The 14,506-nt window shown below is 70.9% G+C and carries 11 protein-coding genes; 9 read left to right on the top strand and 2 right to left on the bottom strand.

From position 1 onward, the window contains the following. The first annotated feature begins 94 nt into the window (after nucleotides 1–94). From ACPXB1_RS01565 to ACPXB1_RS01590, 6 genes are all read left to right on the top strand, one after another. A complete protein-coding gene (locus ACPXB1_RS01565) occupies nucleotides 95–1,783 on the top strand; it encodes an ABC transporter ATP-binding protein (RefSeq protein WP_355592598.1) in 1,689 nt (562 codons plus the stop codon). Continuing rightward, nucleotides 1,780–3,135 (top strand): ABC transporter permease, encoded by a 1,356-nt coding sequence (locus ACPXB1_RS01570; RefSeq protein WP_355592596.1) that lies wholly within the window; start codon nucleotides 1,780–1,782, stop codon nucleotides 3,133–3,135. Before ACPXB1_RS01565 ends, ACPXB1_RS01570 begins: the two co-directional genes overlap by 4 nt. Before the next feature lie 3 nt (nucleotides 3,136–3,138). Further along, nucleotides 3,139–4,422 carry an ABC transporter permease gene (locus ACPXB1_RS01575; protein WP_355592594.1) on the top strand — a complete coding sequence of 428 codons (1,284 nt, stop codon included), beginning with the start codon at nucleotides 3,139–3,141 and terminating at the stop codon, nucleotides 4,420–4,422. Nucleotides 4,423–4,480: 58 nt separating this feature from the next. After that, complete coding sequence (locus tag ACPXB1_RS01580; RefSeq protein ID WP_355630927.1) at nucleotides 4,481–5,191, top strand: cytidine deaminase; 711 nt, start codon at nucleotides 4,481–4,483, stop codon at nucleotides 5,189–5,191. A gap of 132 nt (nucleotides 5,192–5,323) precedes the next feature. Beyond that, nucleotides 5,324–6,601: a thymidine phosphorylase gene (locus ACPXB1_RS01585; protein WP_355592590.1), complete on the top strand. Its 1,278-nt coding sequence runs from the start codon at nucleotides 5,324–5,326 to the stop codon at nucleotides 6,599–6,601. Nucleotides 6,602–6,709: 108 nt separating this feature from the next. After that, nucleotides 6,710–7,390, top strand: coding sequence for a DUF4272 domain-containing protein (locus ACPXB1_RS01590; protein WP_355592588.1), 681 nt, complete (start codon nucleotides 6,710–6,712; stop codon nucleotides 7,388–7,390). A 2-nt stretch (nucleotides 7,391–7,392) separates the two neighbouring features. Here ACPXB1_RS01590 and ACPXB1_RS01595 read toward each other — a convergent pair whose 3' ends face one another. Continuing rightward, the gene (locus ACPXB1_RS01595) at nucleotides 7,393–8,406 is read right to left on the bottom strand and encodes a putative RNA methyltransferase (protein ID WP_355592850.1); all 1,014 of its coding nucleotides are present in this window, start codon (nucleotides 8,404–8,406) and stop codon (nucleotides 7,393–7,395) included. 83 nt (nucleotides 8,407–8,489) lie between these two features. Here ACPXB1_RS01595 and ACPXB1_RS01600 point away from each other — a divergent pair, with 83 nt between their 5' ends. Beyond that, nucleotides 8,490–9,569 (top strand): adenosine deaminase, encoded by a 1,080-nt coding sequence (locus tag ACPXB1_RS01600; RefSeq protein ID WP_355592586.1) that lies wholly within the window; start codon nucleotides 8,490–8,492, stop codon nucleotides 9,567–9,569. Nucleotides 9,570–9,574: 5 nt separating this feature from the next. On the opposite strand, the gene ACPXB1_RS01605 is transcribed toward ACPXB1_RS01600, so the two are convergent. Next, a complete protein-coding gene (locus ACPXB1_RS01605) occupies nucleotides 9,575–9,868 on the bottom strand; it encodes a hypothetical protein (RefSeq protein ID WP_355592584.1) in 294 nt (97 codons plus the stop codon). Between the two features lie 502 nt (nucleotides 9,869–10,370). On the opposite strand from ACPXB1_RS01605, the gene ACPXB1_RS01610 reads away from it, so the two are divergent. Beyond that, a complete protein-coding gene (locus ACPXB1_RS01610) occupies nucleotides 10,371–14,012 on the top strand; it encodes a sensor histidine kinase (RefSeq protein WP_355630930.1) in 3,642 nt (1,213 codons plus the stop codon). Beyond that, nucleotides 14,009–14,413, top strand: coding sequence for a roadblock/LC7 domain-containing protein (locus ACPXB1_RS01615; RefSeq protein ID WP_007455462.1), 405 nt, complete (start codon nucleotides 14,009–14,011; stop codon nucleotides 14,411–14,413). The genes ACPXB1_RS01610 and ACPXB1_RS01615 overlap by 4 nt, the downstream gene beginning before the upstream one ends. Nucleotides 14,414–14,506 lie beyond the last annotated feature (93 nt).

Consider the following 14,506-nt stretch of genomic DNA (forward strand, 5'->3'; position numbering starts at 1 on the left):
CGGTGAGATCATCGCAGGAGCGGCGGGACAGGTACTACCGATCCGGCCGCTCCGGCACCGCGGGTGACCACCCGCGGAGCCGGAGCGGCCGATCGTGCGCCACGGTGACCGTGTCGGTCCGACCCGGTCGACCGGCAGCTACGCTGCACCATCGCTCGCACTCCAGGAGGTTGCGCTGAGACTCGAACTGCGCGGCATCACCAAGCGGTTCGGTGATCTGGTCGCCAACGACCACATCGATCTGACGGTGGAGCCTGGAGAGATTCACGCCCTGCTCGGCGAGAACGGCGCGGGCAAGTCGACACTGATGAACGTCCTCTACGGGCTCTACCAGCCCGACGAGGGCGAGATCCTTGTCGACGGCAAGCCGTTGAAGCTGCGGGGCCCGTCCGACGCGATCGCCGCCGGGATCGGCATGGTGCACCAGCACTTCATGCTGGTGCCGGTCTTCACGGTGGCGGAGAACGTCATGCTCGGCGCCGAGCAGGTAAGGGGCGGCATCGGCGGCTTCCTGGATCGGCGGCGGGCCCGGCGCGAGGTCACCGAGGTGTCCGAGCGCTACAACCTGCGGGTCGACCCGGACGCGGTGATCGAGGACCTGCCGGTCGGCATCCAGCAGCGCGTCGAGATCGTCAAGGCGCTCACCCGCGACGTCGACCTGCTCATCCTGGACGAGCCCACAGCGGTGCTCACCCCCCAGGAGACCGAGGAGCTGCTGACGGTCATGCGGGCGCTCAAGGCCGCCGGCAAGTCGATCGTCTTCATCACCCACAAGCTCGGCGAGGTCAAGGCGATCGCCGACCGGATCACAGTGATCCGGCGCGGCAAGACCGTCGGCACCGCCTCCCCGGAGGCCAGCCGGGACGAACTGGCCGCGCTGATGGTCGGCCGCAGTGTGCGCCTCACCGTCGACAAGTCGCCTGCCACACCGGGCGAGCCGGTGCTTGAGGTGGCCGGGCTGGTCGTTGACGACGACCGGCAGATCCGGGCCGTCGACGGCGTCGACCTGACCGTACGCGCGGGCGAGGTGCTCGGCGTGGCGGGCGTGCAGGGCAACGGCCAGACCGAGTTGATCGAAGCGATCATGGGCCTGCGCCCGGTACTCGCCGGCACTGTGAGCCTGAGTGGCGACCGGATCGACGGCTGGACGACGAAGAAGGTGCTCCGCGCCGGCGTCGGCTACGTCCCCGAGGACCGCAGCGTGGACGGCCTGGTCAAGGAGTTCAGCGTCGCGGAGAACCTGGTGCTGGACATCTACGACCGGCCACCGTTCGGCTCCGGGTTCGCTCTCCGGCCGGACGCGATCGCGTCCTCGGCGAAGGAGCGGATCGAGCAGTTCGACGTCCGTACCTCGTCGGCCGAAGCGTCGGTGGGCACCCTGTCCGGCGGCAACCAGCAGAAGGTGATCGTGGCCAGGGAGTTGTCCCGGCCGCTGAAGCTCTTCATCGCCGCCCAGCCGACCCGTGGCGTCGACGTCGGTTCGATCGAGTTCATCCACAGCCGGATCATCCGCGAGCGGGACGTCGGTACCGCCGTCCTGGTGGTCTCCAGCGAACTCGACGAGGTGGTCGCGTTGGCCGACCGGATCGCCGTGATGTACCGCGGCCGGATCATCGGCGTCGTCGCCCCGGACACCCCGCGCGAGGAGATCGGCCTGTTGATGGCCGGCATCAGCCCGGACGCCGCCGCCGAGTCCGGCGCGGCACCCACCGCCGACGATCCCGGCACGGCAGGCAGGGGTCCGGCGAGCGCCGACGGCCCCGCGAGCGAGGACGAGGCATGAGCGACGTGAACCCGCAGTCGGGCTCACCGGACAAGGAACCGGCGAGCGAGGCGCAGGCGGCGCAGATTGCGCTCGGCAACACCGAGCAGGCCAGTACGGCCAACACACCGAAGGTGTCCGAGCCGGAGCCGAAGCCGTCCCTTGGCCGCCTGTTCCTGGACAACCTGTGGGCGGCCAACACCTTCACGGTGACGCTCCTGTCGCTGGTGCTGGCGATCGTGGTCGGCGCGATCCTGATGATCATTTCTGATCCGGACGTGCTCTCCACCTACTCGTACATCACCTCCCGTCCGTCCGACGCGATCAATTCCAGTTGGACGCTTGTCAGCGAGGCGTACGCGAACCTGTTCAAGGGCGCGGTCTTCGACCCGGAGGCGTTCTCCGCCTGGGTCAACGGCGACGGCAGCTGGCCGGCAGTGCTCGCGCCGATCTCCGAGACGCTCACCTACACCGCGCCGCTGGTCTTCACCGGCCTGTCGGTGGCGCTTGCCTTCCGGGGCGGCCTGTTCAACATCGGCGCCCAGGGCCAGGCCATGATCGGTGTGATCCTCGCGGCGGTGGCCGGCTTCCTGCTGCCGCTGCCGCCCGTTCTGCACCTGCTGGTGGCGGTGCTTGCCGGTGCCCTGGGTGGGGCGATCTGGGGTTTCATCCCCGGCATCCTCAAGGCCCGTGCCGGCGCGCACGAGGTGATCAACACGATCATGCTGAACTACGTGGCCACGTACTTCCTGGCCTGGATCATCGTGCAGAACGGTGTGCAGGACCCGGCCCGTTCGGACGCGATCAGCAGGGCTGTGGAAAGCTCCGCCCAGCTGCCCCGACTGTTCGGCGACAACCTGCGCGTGCACGCAGGCATCCTGCTCGCCGTGCTCGCCACCTGGGCCGTCGCCTGGCTGCTCAACCGCTCCACGCTCGGCTTCGAGCTGCGTGCGGTGGGCGCCAACCCGGACGCCGCCCGGACCGCCGGCATCAGCGTCACCAAGACGTACATCCTGATCATGGTCTTTGCCGGCATCCTTGCCGGCCTGGGCGGCGCGAACATGGTCCTGGGCTCCACCGCGAGCGCGTTGACCCCGCTGGTGGTCGCGCAGATCGGCTTCGACGGCATCCTGGTGGCGCTGCTCGGCCGGGTGAAGCCCTGGGGGGTGCTGCTCGCCGCGCTGCTGTTCGGTGCGCTCCAGGCCGGCGGCAACCGGATGCAGTCGTACTCCGGCATCTCGCTGGAGCTGGTGACAGTGCTTCAGGCGCTGATCGTCATCTTCATCGCCGCCCCCGCCCTGGTGAAGGCGATCTTCCAGCTCCGAGCGGCGCGGGCCGCCCGGTTGCAGACGAGCCTGGCGAAGGGCTGGTAACGCATGTCCACCATGGCTGTCCCCGACGTCGCGGTAGCCGCGGTCGACGAGGGCTTCTGGACCCGCAACCGCAAGGTCGGCGCCGTGCTGCTGGCGCTCGGGCTGCTCTCGACAGTGCTCTTCGGCGCGCTCGCCACCGACCAGCAGGCCCGTTTCACGCTCAGCGACGACGCGGCCGGTGCCGCGTTGGAGATCAACGGGACGATCGGCGCGATCCTGTTCGGGATCATCACGATCGCCGCCGGGGCGGCCCTGCTCGCCGGCAGACTCCCGAAACGCTGGTTCCTGCCTGTGCTCGGCGTCGGACTGCTCGGCTTCGTGCTGTCCTTCCTCTGCTGGCAGGTCTCGGCCGCGCCGGCCGGGCAGAACTTCATGCCGCTTGTCAACATCATCAGGGGCACCTTCATCCTGGCGCTCCCGCTGATCTTCGGCGCGCTCGCCGGGGTGCTGTGCGAGCGTTCCGGTGTCGTCAACGTGGCCATCGAAGGTCAGCTGCTGATGGGCGCGTTCAGCGGCGCGCTGTTCGGCAGCATCTCCGGCAGCGTGTGGGTGGGCCTCGTGGCCGCCGCGATCGGTGGCGCGTTCATCTCGCTGCTGCTTGCCGTCTTCGCCATCCGCTACCTGGTCGACCAGGTCGTCATCGGCATCGTGCTGAACCTGTTCGCGGTCGGCGTGACCGGCTTCCTCTACGAGCGGCTGATGCAGACCGACGCGGAGAGGTACAACAGCGCACCGCGCTTCAGCAACTGGGAGATCCCGTTGCTGAAGGACATCCCGGTGCTCGGGCCGGCGCTGTTCCGCGGCAACATCTTCCTCTACCTCGGCCTGCTCCTGGTCCTGGTGATCCACATCGCGTTGTTCCGGACCCGTTGGGGGCTGCGCACCCGGTCGGTCGGCGAACACCCGATCGCCGCCGACACCCTCGGCGTCAAGGTGCTGCGGGTGCGCTACCGCAACGTCCTGCTGGCCGGCGTGGTCGCGGGCATCGGCGGTGCGTCCTACACGCTTGCCCTCTACTCGTTCACAAAGAACATGATCGGCGGTAAGGGCTTCATCGCGCTCGCCGCGCTGATCTTCGGCCGGTGGAACCCGACGGGTGCGCTGCTCGCCGCGCTCTTCTTCGGCTTCGCCGACCAGCTCGCCACCTATCTCGGCGCGATCAACAGCGCGATCCCCAGCCAGTTCCTGGCCATGCTGCCCTACCTGGCGACGATCCTCGCGGTCGCCGGGCTGGTCGGCAAGGTCCGCGCGCCCGCCGCCGACGGCAAGCCGTACATCAAGGGTTGAGCCTCGGGGCTGCGGCCCTGCCGGCTGCCAGCCTGGGCTACTTCGGCAGAATGGTGACATGACCGACATTGACTGGGCGCGACTGCGTGCCGCCGCCACGGAGGCGATGCGGCACGCCTACGCGCCGTACTCGTCGTTCCCGGTCGGGGCTGCCGCCCTTGTCGACGACGGCCGCGTGGTGGTCGGCTGCAACGTGGAGAACGCCGGGTACGGGGTGACGCTCTGCGCCGAGTGCGGTGTCGTGTCCAGCCTGCACGCCACAGGTGGCGGTCGACTCGTCGCGCTCTCCTGCGTCGACGCCACTGGCGAGCCGTTGATGCCGTGCGGTCGGTGCCGGCAACTGCTGTGGGAACACGGCGGCCCGGAATGCCTCGTCGAGGCGAAGGGCGGCCCACTGCGGATGGCCGAGCTGCTTCCGCACGCCTTCGGGGTGGAGGACCTGGAGGCGGTCACCGGCGAGACGCCGGTGCCGGTGGTCCCCGAGCGGCTGGCCGCCTGGCGTGGACGCGGCACCGTCTTCGTACACGCCGACATGTCCGCCGGCCAGCAGGTCTGGACGGCGTACTGGGAGCGGTCGGCAGGCGACGACGCGGGCGCCGAGACCGGTGTGCTGGAGGAGGCGCCCAGCTGGGACGACCCGGCGGAGGCCATCGCCTGGGGTACGGCCCGCACCCCCCGGGTCGTGGTGGTGGACGCCACCGGCACGATCTTCTGGGCCGGCGAGGGTGAGCCGCCGCTGGAGATCCCGGAGCGCTGGTCTGCTGGCTGAGCTCTGGGGATCGGGCCGACAGCGCCCGGCTCCGGGCGGTCAGGCTTGATCCCTCCGCCGGGCACTGTCGGCCCAATCCCTCGTGCTCGCGGTCCGTGGGTCGGGATCCGCCATTCGACTAGGGAGACCTTCATGAGTTTTGCTGCTGTTGACGTCATCCGGGCCAAGCGGGACGGAGGTGTGCTGTCGGACGCCCAGATCGACTGGGTGGTCGACGCGTACACCCGGGGGGTGGTCGCCGACGAGCAGATGTCCGCGCTGGCAATGGCGATCCTGCTCAACGGCATGACCGGGCCGGAGATCGCCAGGTGGACCGCCGCGATGATCGCCAGCGGTGAGCGGCTCGACCTGTCGGCGGTACGCCGGCCGACAGTCGACAAGCACTCCACCGGCGGCGTCGGCGACAAGATCACCCTGCCGCTCACGCCGTTGGTGGCGGCGTGCGGCGCCGCCGTGCCGCAGCTCAGCGGCCGGGGCCTCGGGCACACCGGCGGCACGCTGGACAAGCTGGAGTCGATCCCCGGCTGGCGGGCCGCGTTGAGCAACGACGAGTTCATCACCCAGCTCGGCGACGTGGGCGCGGTGATCTGCGCGGCCGGTGCCGGGCTCGCCCCCGCCGACCGCAAGCTGTACGCGCTGCGCGACGTGACGGGCACAGTGGAGGCGATCCCGCTGATCGCCAGCTCGATCATGAGCAAGAAGATCGCCGAGGGCACCGGTGCGCTGGTCCTGGACGTCAAGGTCGGCTCGGGCGCGTTCATGAAGTCCGTCGACCAGGCCCGCGAGCTTGCCCGCACGATGGTCGAGCTGGGCGGCGCGCACGGCGTACGGACTGTCGCCCTGCTCACCGACATGTCCACCCCGCTCGGACTGGCGATCGGCAACGCCGTCGAGGTGACCGAGTCGGTCGAGGTGCTGGCCGGCGGGGGACCGGCCGACGTGGTGGAGCTGACGCTGGCCCTGGCCCGGGAGATGCTCGACGCCGCCGGTCTGCCGGACGCCGACCCGGCCGCCGCGCTGCGGGACGGCCGCGCCATGGACACCTGGCGGGCGATGATCCGCGCGCAGGGCGGCGACCCGGACGCCCCGATGCCGACCGCGCCGGAGGTCGAGGTGGTCCGCGCCGAGCAGGACGGGTACGTGGCGGCCGTCGACGCGTACGCCATGGGGGTTGCGGCCTGGCGTCTGGGCGCCGGCCGCGCCCGCAAGGAGGACCCGGTCAGCGTGCCGGCCGGGGTGGTGCTGCACAGGCGGCCGGGCGACGCGGTGCGGGCCGGCGACCCCCTCTACGAGTTGCGCGCCGACGACGCCACACGGATCCCGGCGGCGCTTGCGGAGGCCGCCCGCGCGGTGCGGATCGCCCCCGACACGCCTGCCGCGACGCCGTTGGTCATCGAGCGGATCGGCTGACCCAGACGGCCGGGCCGGCATGGTGCCGGTCACCTGGGAGCGCTATTGTCGCAGGCCAAGGGGGGACGACCGGCCCTGAGCCGTCGCGAGCAGACAGGATGATCCGCCGTGACCGTACCTGCCCCCGACCCACGTGAGGTGCGCGAGGCGAGCCTGGACGAGCTGTCCCGGCTCGGCCTGCCGTTGCCGCCGGCACAGTTCCCGCTCGTCTGGGAGCCGGGTGACGAGATCGAGCTACGCCCGACGGTGGAGATCGAGGCGCGGATCGCCGTGCTGCACCTGATCCTGGCCCGCTGCTTCGGGATGCCCCCGCAGGCGGCGATGAGTTGGCTACTCGGTTCGCACCTGGTGGAGATGGTCACCCCGCCCGAGTGGCAGTTCGTCATGGGCGGCAAGGGCGACCACCGCTCGTTCGTGCTGCACCACGACGCGCTGTTCGCGTTGGCCTGGGTGCTGGGGCTGAGCAAGCAGCTCGACCCGACCCTGGCCGTGGACGAGCGGCTTGTCGAGCGGCTGCCGCACCTCGCCGACGGTGAGACGTTCTCCCACTGGCGGACGAGGATCCTTGCCGCCCCGCAGCATCCGGCCGACGCGGCAGCCCTGCTCGACCTGCACTACTGCCTGGACTGGGCGTACCTGGAGACCGAGCGGAGTGGCCAGCGGGCGCCGGGGCTCGTCGACGCGAACGCGATCGGGCAGCGGCGCTGGGCGTTGGAATGGGCGGTGATCCTGCGCGGGCCGTACCACGACGAGCCGCCCGGCTGGGAAGAAGTGGACCTCTCCACCTGAGGTCAGCGGGGCCGGTGGGCGTCGAGGTGGACCGCCACCGTCACCCGGACCGGCTCGGGAAGCGCGGCCAGTCGGGCGGCCAACGCGCCCGGGTCGGTGTGCCAGGCGCTCGGCCCCATCCCGACCAGGGTAGCCACCTCGGTGCGGGTGAGCGTCAGCTCGGCACGGTGCACCGTCGAGCTGACCGGAGTGAAGTGCCCGCCCAGGCTGGCGGCCACCCGGTCGGCCTTGTCCGGATCCACCCGCAGCAGGTCGAGGGCGTCCACCAGTTCGGTGAGGTGGTCGGCGGCGGGGGTGACCACCAGCAGCGTGCCGGCCGGGTCGAGCACCCTGTGAAACTCCGGCCCGTTGCGGGGCGCGAACACGTTGAGCAGCACGGCCGCCGAGGCGTCGGCGAGGGGCAGCCGCTGCCAGGTGTCGGCGAGCGCGGCGGCCGCCCGGGGGTGCGCGCGGGCCGCGCGGCGCAGCGCCGGCTTGGAGACGTCGAGGGCCAGACCCACGGCGTCCGGCAGCGCCGCCAGCACCGCGCCGAGATACCGGCCCGTGCCGGCGCCGGCATCCACCACCAGGGGGTACGCCCCGACGTCGGCCGCCGACGCTTCGACCCGTACCCCTGCCGTTGTGTCCTTTGCTCTGCTTACCTCCGCGCAACAGTTCTGCCCGGAAACCGGTGCGTGGGTTGAAGCAGAGCAAAGGGCGGACGGCGGGGTAGGCGCCGGCGGCGGCGTGGCCGTCGCACGGAGCCGGACCACGGCCTCAGTCGCGGCAGCGGCGAGTGCGGCGGAAATGACGTCGTAGTGCCCGGCGGCCTGGAAGTCGGCCCGGGAAGCGACCATCTCGGCGGTGTCCCCGACGTGCGGGGCGCGACCGGCGAGCAGGTTCACGTAACCCTGACGGGCGATGTCGAAGCTGTGCCGGCGCGGGCAGCGTAACGCCCGGGCGGTGCCTGCGATCACCTCGGTCAGGGGATCCCCGCACACCGGGCAGCGCAGCCGTTCGAGGATGCGGAGGTCCACGTCAGGCCGCCGAGCTGTATCCACGAATCGAGTCTAGGCCGGTCCCGTCCCGACCCAGGAGGGTCGCTGACTAGGGTCTGAGCATGGTCGCAACTATCCGGTACGAGGACATCGTCAAGGCTCCGAAGGCACTGCTGCACGACCACCTCGACGGTGGGCTGCGGCCGGCGACGATCGTCGAGCTGGCGGCGGAGGTCGGCCACGAGCTGCCCACCACCGACCCGGAAGCGCTCGGGCGCTGGTTCGTCGAGGCCGCCGACTCCGGCTCGCTGGAGCGCTACCTGGAGACGTTCGCGCACACAGTGGCGGTCATGCAGACCGCGCCGGCGCTGCGCCGGGTGGCCCGCGAGTGCGCGCTGGACCTGGCCGCCGACGGGGTGGTCTACGCCGAGGTGCGTTTCGCCCCGGAGCAGCACCTGGAGCAGGACCTGAGCCTCGACGAGGTGGTCGAGGCGGTCCTCGCCGGGTTCGCCGAGGGGACCGCGCTGGCGGTCGAGGCGGGCCTGACCATCCGGGTCGGCACCCTGCTCACCGCGATGCGGCACGCCGCCCGTTCCCAGGAGATCGCCGAGCTGGCGGTGCGGCACCGCGACGCCGGGGTGGTCGGCTTCGACATCGCCGGCGCCGAGGCAGGCTTCCCGCCCACCCGCCACCTGGACGCCTTCGAGTATCTCCAGCGGGAGAACTTCCACTTCACCATCCACGCTGGTGAGGCGTTCGGCCTGCCGTCCATCTGGCAGGCGATCCAGTGGTGCGGCGCGGACCGGCTCGGTCACGGCGTCCGGATCGTCGACGACATCACCCCCGGCGGTGCCCCGGTGCTGGGCCGGCTGGCCGCGTACGTCCGCGACAAGCGGATCCCCCTGGAGCTGTGCCCCTCGTCCAACGTGCAGACCGGCGCTGTGGACTCGATCGCTGACCACCCGATCGGCCTCCTGCGGGACCTGCGGTTCCGGGTCACCGTCAACACCGACAATCGGCTCATGAGCGGCACCTCCATGTCGCGGGAGATGTTCCTGCTCGTGGAGACGTTCGGCTACGGCTGGCGAGAGATGCAGTGGTTCACCATCAACGCGATGAAGAGTGCCTTCATCCCGTTCGACGAACGACTCCGGATCATCGACGAGGTGATCAAGCCGGCGTACGCGAAGCTGCTGGCCTGAACCGTTCAGCTGTGCGGGTGGCTGGCGAGCAGGCCGGCCACCCGGTGCAGCACCTCACGGGCGCGGGCCGCCTCCGCGCCCAGCCCGGTCTGCCGGCGCAGCACCGCGGGCTCCGCCCGCAGCAGGGCCACTCCGCGCCGGAGCAGCACCCGGGGCGCCTTGCGCTGTTCGGCCAGGTCCCTGGCGAGCCGGCGGAGGAATGTCGCCCCGCGCGGCCGGCGCAGCGCGTACGCGCCGGCGAGCACCCCTCGCCGACGGCACTCCTCGACGATCTCGGCGGCGAAAATCCCTTCGGCCACGAAAAGTGGCGATCCGTCGACTTCAAATGCCCGAGTGGCCACCCGACGATCAGCGCCGATCGCATAAACCGGCACATCGGCTCGACCTTCGCGGGCGAGTCGCGCAATCGTATCGACGGCCGTCCGGGCGTCCCAGGACTGCGGCGAATCCCAATCCACCTGCCCGTTTCGACGCGGCAACGTAGGGTCATCGCCGTTCTTGTAAAAGTCGTCCAGACTCAGCACCGGAAGGCCGGTTTGCCGTGCTATGTACGACTTTCCGGAGCCAGAAGGGCCGGCGAGCAAGATAACGCGGTACTGATGTTCCATTACCTTCAGTTACTCCGACCAGACGGACTGCGATCAAATCGTATCAACATCTCATCACACCTCCCGCAGGTGACAACCTGGGCTTTCTTCTTGCCGGGCGTCGTGATGGAATCTCGGGGGTCCGACCCGCCGGGTCGGACGCTGGGCGTTGCCCGGGGCAACGCGTTGAAGCTGTAATCGCGAGGGCGGTGACGTGAGCAAACGGCCAAAGACGGCGGGCTCCTTCCTGTCGCGGCTAAGCCGGCCGGCCAGCCGGCTCCGGGACATGCCGATCTGGTCCAAGCTCGGTCTCATCATGATCGTGCCGACCATCGCCACGGTCGTGGTCGGCACCAGTGGTCTCGTCGACCACCTGGAGACGCTCAACAACGCCAACCGAGCCGGCGACCTGGCCAGCCTGTCGAGCTACTCCGGGAGTCTGGTCGACACACTCCAGGACGAGCGGACCACCGCCGTGCTGCTGTTGCAGGCGACCGGCACCCAGCCGAAGGCGCAGTACCAAGAGGCGTACAACCGGGTGAACATCCGGGTCGACCAGACGACCGGCCCCTACCGCCAGCAGCGTGGCCAGCTCGAGGACCTGCCGAGCAGCCTCGACGGCCTGCTCAACGGCATCGACCAGAGCCTGAAAGACCTGCCGGGCGTCCGCAGCCAGGTCTTCAACGGCAAACTGAAGCTCGCCGAGGCCGTCCAGGCGTACGAGGGTCTGATCAACGACCTTCTCTCCATCCGTGACTCGGCCACCCAGCTCGCCGGAAACAACGACCTGAGCGACCGGATGCGGGCCGTCGCGGCCGTCGCCCGGGAGAAGGAGTTCCTCGCCGTCCGCCGGGTCGTCGTGCACCGCGCACTTGGCGTCCAGGGCGGGCAACGGTTGACCCCGGCCCTGCGCACCGACTACATCGCCAGCGGCACCGGCCAGCAGCAGGCGCTACAGAGCTTCAAGGCTGTCGCCAGCCCCGACGAGGCAAAGTTCCACGACCAGACCGTCGCCGGCGGTGACCGCCGCGAGGCACAGAACTACATCGGCTGGATCGACGGCAACACCACAGGCGACATGCGCGGTGCGCCGTTCGGCCCGGACCAGTGGGACTCGGCCATGACGGCCAACGCCAAGCTGATCCGCAACGTCGAGTCGCAACTCGACCGTGACGTGGTCACGAAGGCCAACGAACTGCGGTCGGACGTCCAGCGCCAGGTCTTCCTGGAGACCGGCCTGCTGCTCAGCATGCTGCTGCTGGCCATCCTCTTCGCGTACCTCGTCGCCCGCTCGATGGCCCGATCCCTGCGTGAGCTGCGCCAGGGTGCCCTCTCGGTCGCCCAGTACGGTCTGCCGCAGGCGGTCGCCCGACTCCGAGACCCGCAGGTCGTCGGGCAGCTCTCCCCGGTGCAGTTGGCCAACCAGATCGCCGAGCCGCTGCCGGTCCGCAGCAAGGACGAGTTCGGCCAGGTGACCGAGGCGTTCAACGCCGTCCACCTGGAAGCCGTCCGGACGGCCGCCGAGCAGGCGACACTGCGCGCCTCCGTCGCGACGATGTTCGTCAACCTGGCCCGCCGTTCGCAGATCCTGGTCGACCGCCTCATCGGGCACCTCGACCGGTTGGAGCGCGGCGAGGAGGACCCGGACCGGCTGGCCGAGCTGTTCCAGCTCGACCACCTGGCCACCCGGATGCGCCGCAACGACGAGAACCTGCTCGTGCTCGCCGGCGCCGACTCCACACGCGTGCAGCGCGAGCCCGCCGCGCTCATCGACGTGTTGCGCGCCGCCCAGTCCGAGGTCGAGCACTACACCCGTATCGAGTTCGGCGTCATCGACCGCGACATCGAGGTCGCCGCCCACGCGGTGAACGACCTCGTGCACCTCGTGGCCGAACTGTTCGACAACGCCACAGCGTTCTCCCCGCCGGACTCGCAGGTGATGGTCGAGGCCCGCCGGGTCGGCGACCGCGCCTCGCTCTACGTCGAGGACCGCGGCATCGGCATCAGCCGCGAGCAGTTGAACGACCTCAACGAGCGGCTCGCGACGCCCCCGCAGGTGGACGTCGCCGTGTCCCGGATGATGGGCCTGGTCGTGGTCGCCCGGCTGGCATCGCGGCACGGGGTCCGCGTCGAGCTGCGCCCCGGCAACGACCGCGGCACGGTCGCCGAGGTGACCCTGCCGACCTCCGTGCTGGTGCCCCGGGCGCTGTCCGGCCGGCCGCAGCAGCCGCCGGCCCTGCCGGCTGCCGGCCAGCAGTACGGTGGGCCCCCGCCCGGTCTCGGCGCCCTGCCCGCGCTTGGCAACGGCCCCCGTCCCGGCGAGTCTGGCAACCAGGTCACCCTGGGCGGCCGACCGTTCGAGCCGGCCTCGCGCAACGGCGCCGGCACGCCCGCAAACGCCGGCGCGTACGGGTCGATGCCGGCCTGGTCCGACCTGACCGGTGCCAGCGCGACGAACAGCGTCAACGGCGGCGACGGGTTCATGCCCCGGTCGGCGAACGGCCAGCAGATCGACCCGCTGCCGCAGCGCCGCGCCGGTGACGAGCCCACGACCACCGGCCAGCAGCCGGGGATTCCGCGGCAGTTGCCCAGCAGCCCGGAAGCGCGCCCGTACTCCGCGCCGCCGGTCTCCGCTCAGCCGTACTCCTCCTCGCCGGTTTCTTCCTCGCCGGCCTCCGGCCAGCCGTACTCCGGGCACCCCTACTCGGGTGCGCCGTACAGCAGCCCGCCGGTGTCCGCCGCGCCGGCCTCCGGCCAGCCCTACGGTGGCCACCCGGTGTCCGCGTCGCCGGTCTCGGCGTCGCCCGCCTCCGGTCAGCCGTACTCCGGTCAGCCGTACTCCGGTCAGCCGTACTCGACGCCGCCGGCGTCAGGACAGCCCTACTCGGCACCTCCCGCCTCCAGCCAGTCGTTCAGCGGCTTCACGCCCCGGTCCGCTCCGCCTGCTGACCCCGCGCCCAACACGCCCGCGCCTCCGGCGTGGCCGCCGGTGCCCGGCGCGGAGCGGGATGCGCAGACCCCGGCGGTTCCCGAGCGGCTCGCCGCCGCCCTGGACATGACGACGGAACTGCCCCGGATGCCGCGCGCCGAGCAGCAGGCCGCCACCGCGCAGCCGCAGGCATCGGCGGCCCCGGTCACGCCCGCGCCGGCCCAGAACCGTCCGGCACCTCAGCAGCCGCAAGCCCAGAACCGGCAGCGGTACGCGGACGAGACCATGGAGTTGCCGATCTTCCGGGAGCTCGAGTCGGCCTGGTTCCGTACCCGCCGTCCGGGTCCCGAGGAGGCGGCAGCCGCGGCCAAGCCGGCGGCGAGCGGCGGCGACGCGACCCAGCAGTTCGCCACCGTCGAGGCCAACGCTCGGACAGTCCACAAGACAGCACCCGGGACGACAGGTAACACGCCGATGGCAGACACTCCGAGCACCGGAGGAGCGCCGCGGGACAACGGGTCGACAGCGAACGGGGGCGCACGCCCCGGTCTCGCCGAGAGCCTGCCGAACCGCCGGCCCCAGCCGCAGACAAACGGCTGGCAGACCGCCGCCGACGACGGCTGGCGTGCCGCCTCGGCAGCGGCCAGCGCGGTCCCGGTGAACGAGACCACCACGACCGGTCTGCCGAAGCGCAAGCCGATGGCACAGTTGGTGCCGGGCGCGGTGGAGAAGCCCGCCACCTCGGTCCAGCGGCGTTCCCCGGAGGCGGTCCGTGGCCTGCTCTCCGCCTACCACCGGGGCGTGCAGCGAGGGCGTAGCACCTCGGACAACCCGACCAGCCCGGAGGCGACTCCGGGAGGGCAGCAATCCTCGCAGTCTGGCTCAGGCTCAGCGGCCGGGAGCGGGCAGAAGGAGCAAGAAGGATGACAACTACGCAGGATCTTGGTTGGCTGCTTGCCAACTTCGCCGACCGGGTGCCCGGTGTCGCGCATGCGGTCGCCGTCTCGGCGGACGGCCTGCTTCTCGCGTCGTCACGGGATCTGCCGCGGGACCGGGCCGACCAGCTCGCCGCGATCGCATCCGGTCTGGTCAGCCTCACCCAGGGAGCAGCCCGCTGCTTCGAGGGCGGGGCCGTACTCCAGACGGTCGTGGAGATGGACAATGGCTTCCTGTTCCTGATGTCCATCTCGGACGGCTCGTCCTTCGCGGTGCTGGCCGCCCGCAGCTCCGACGTGGGGCAGGTCGGCTACGAGATGGCGCTACTGGTCGACCGGGTGGGCGACGCCCTGACCCCGCAGCCGCGTGCGGCTGCGGGCATGCTGGGCTGACGTCCCACCGACTTGAGGTCGGCGCAACTGCAACGACAACAACGACGAGTTCCACCGGTGGGAGCCGGTATCGGGTGCGAAGGAGGTGAGCGG

It is taken from the genome of Micromonospora sp. DT68, assembly GCF_049847245.1.
GTDB classification, from domain to species: Bacteria; Actinomycetota; Actinomycetes; order Mycobacteriales; family Micromonosporaceae; genus Micromonospora; species Micromonospora profundi.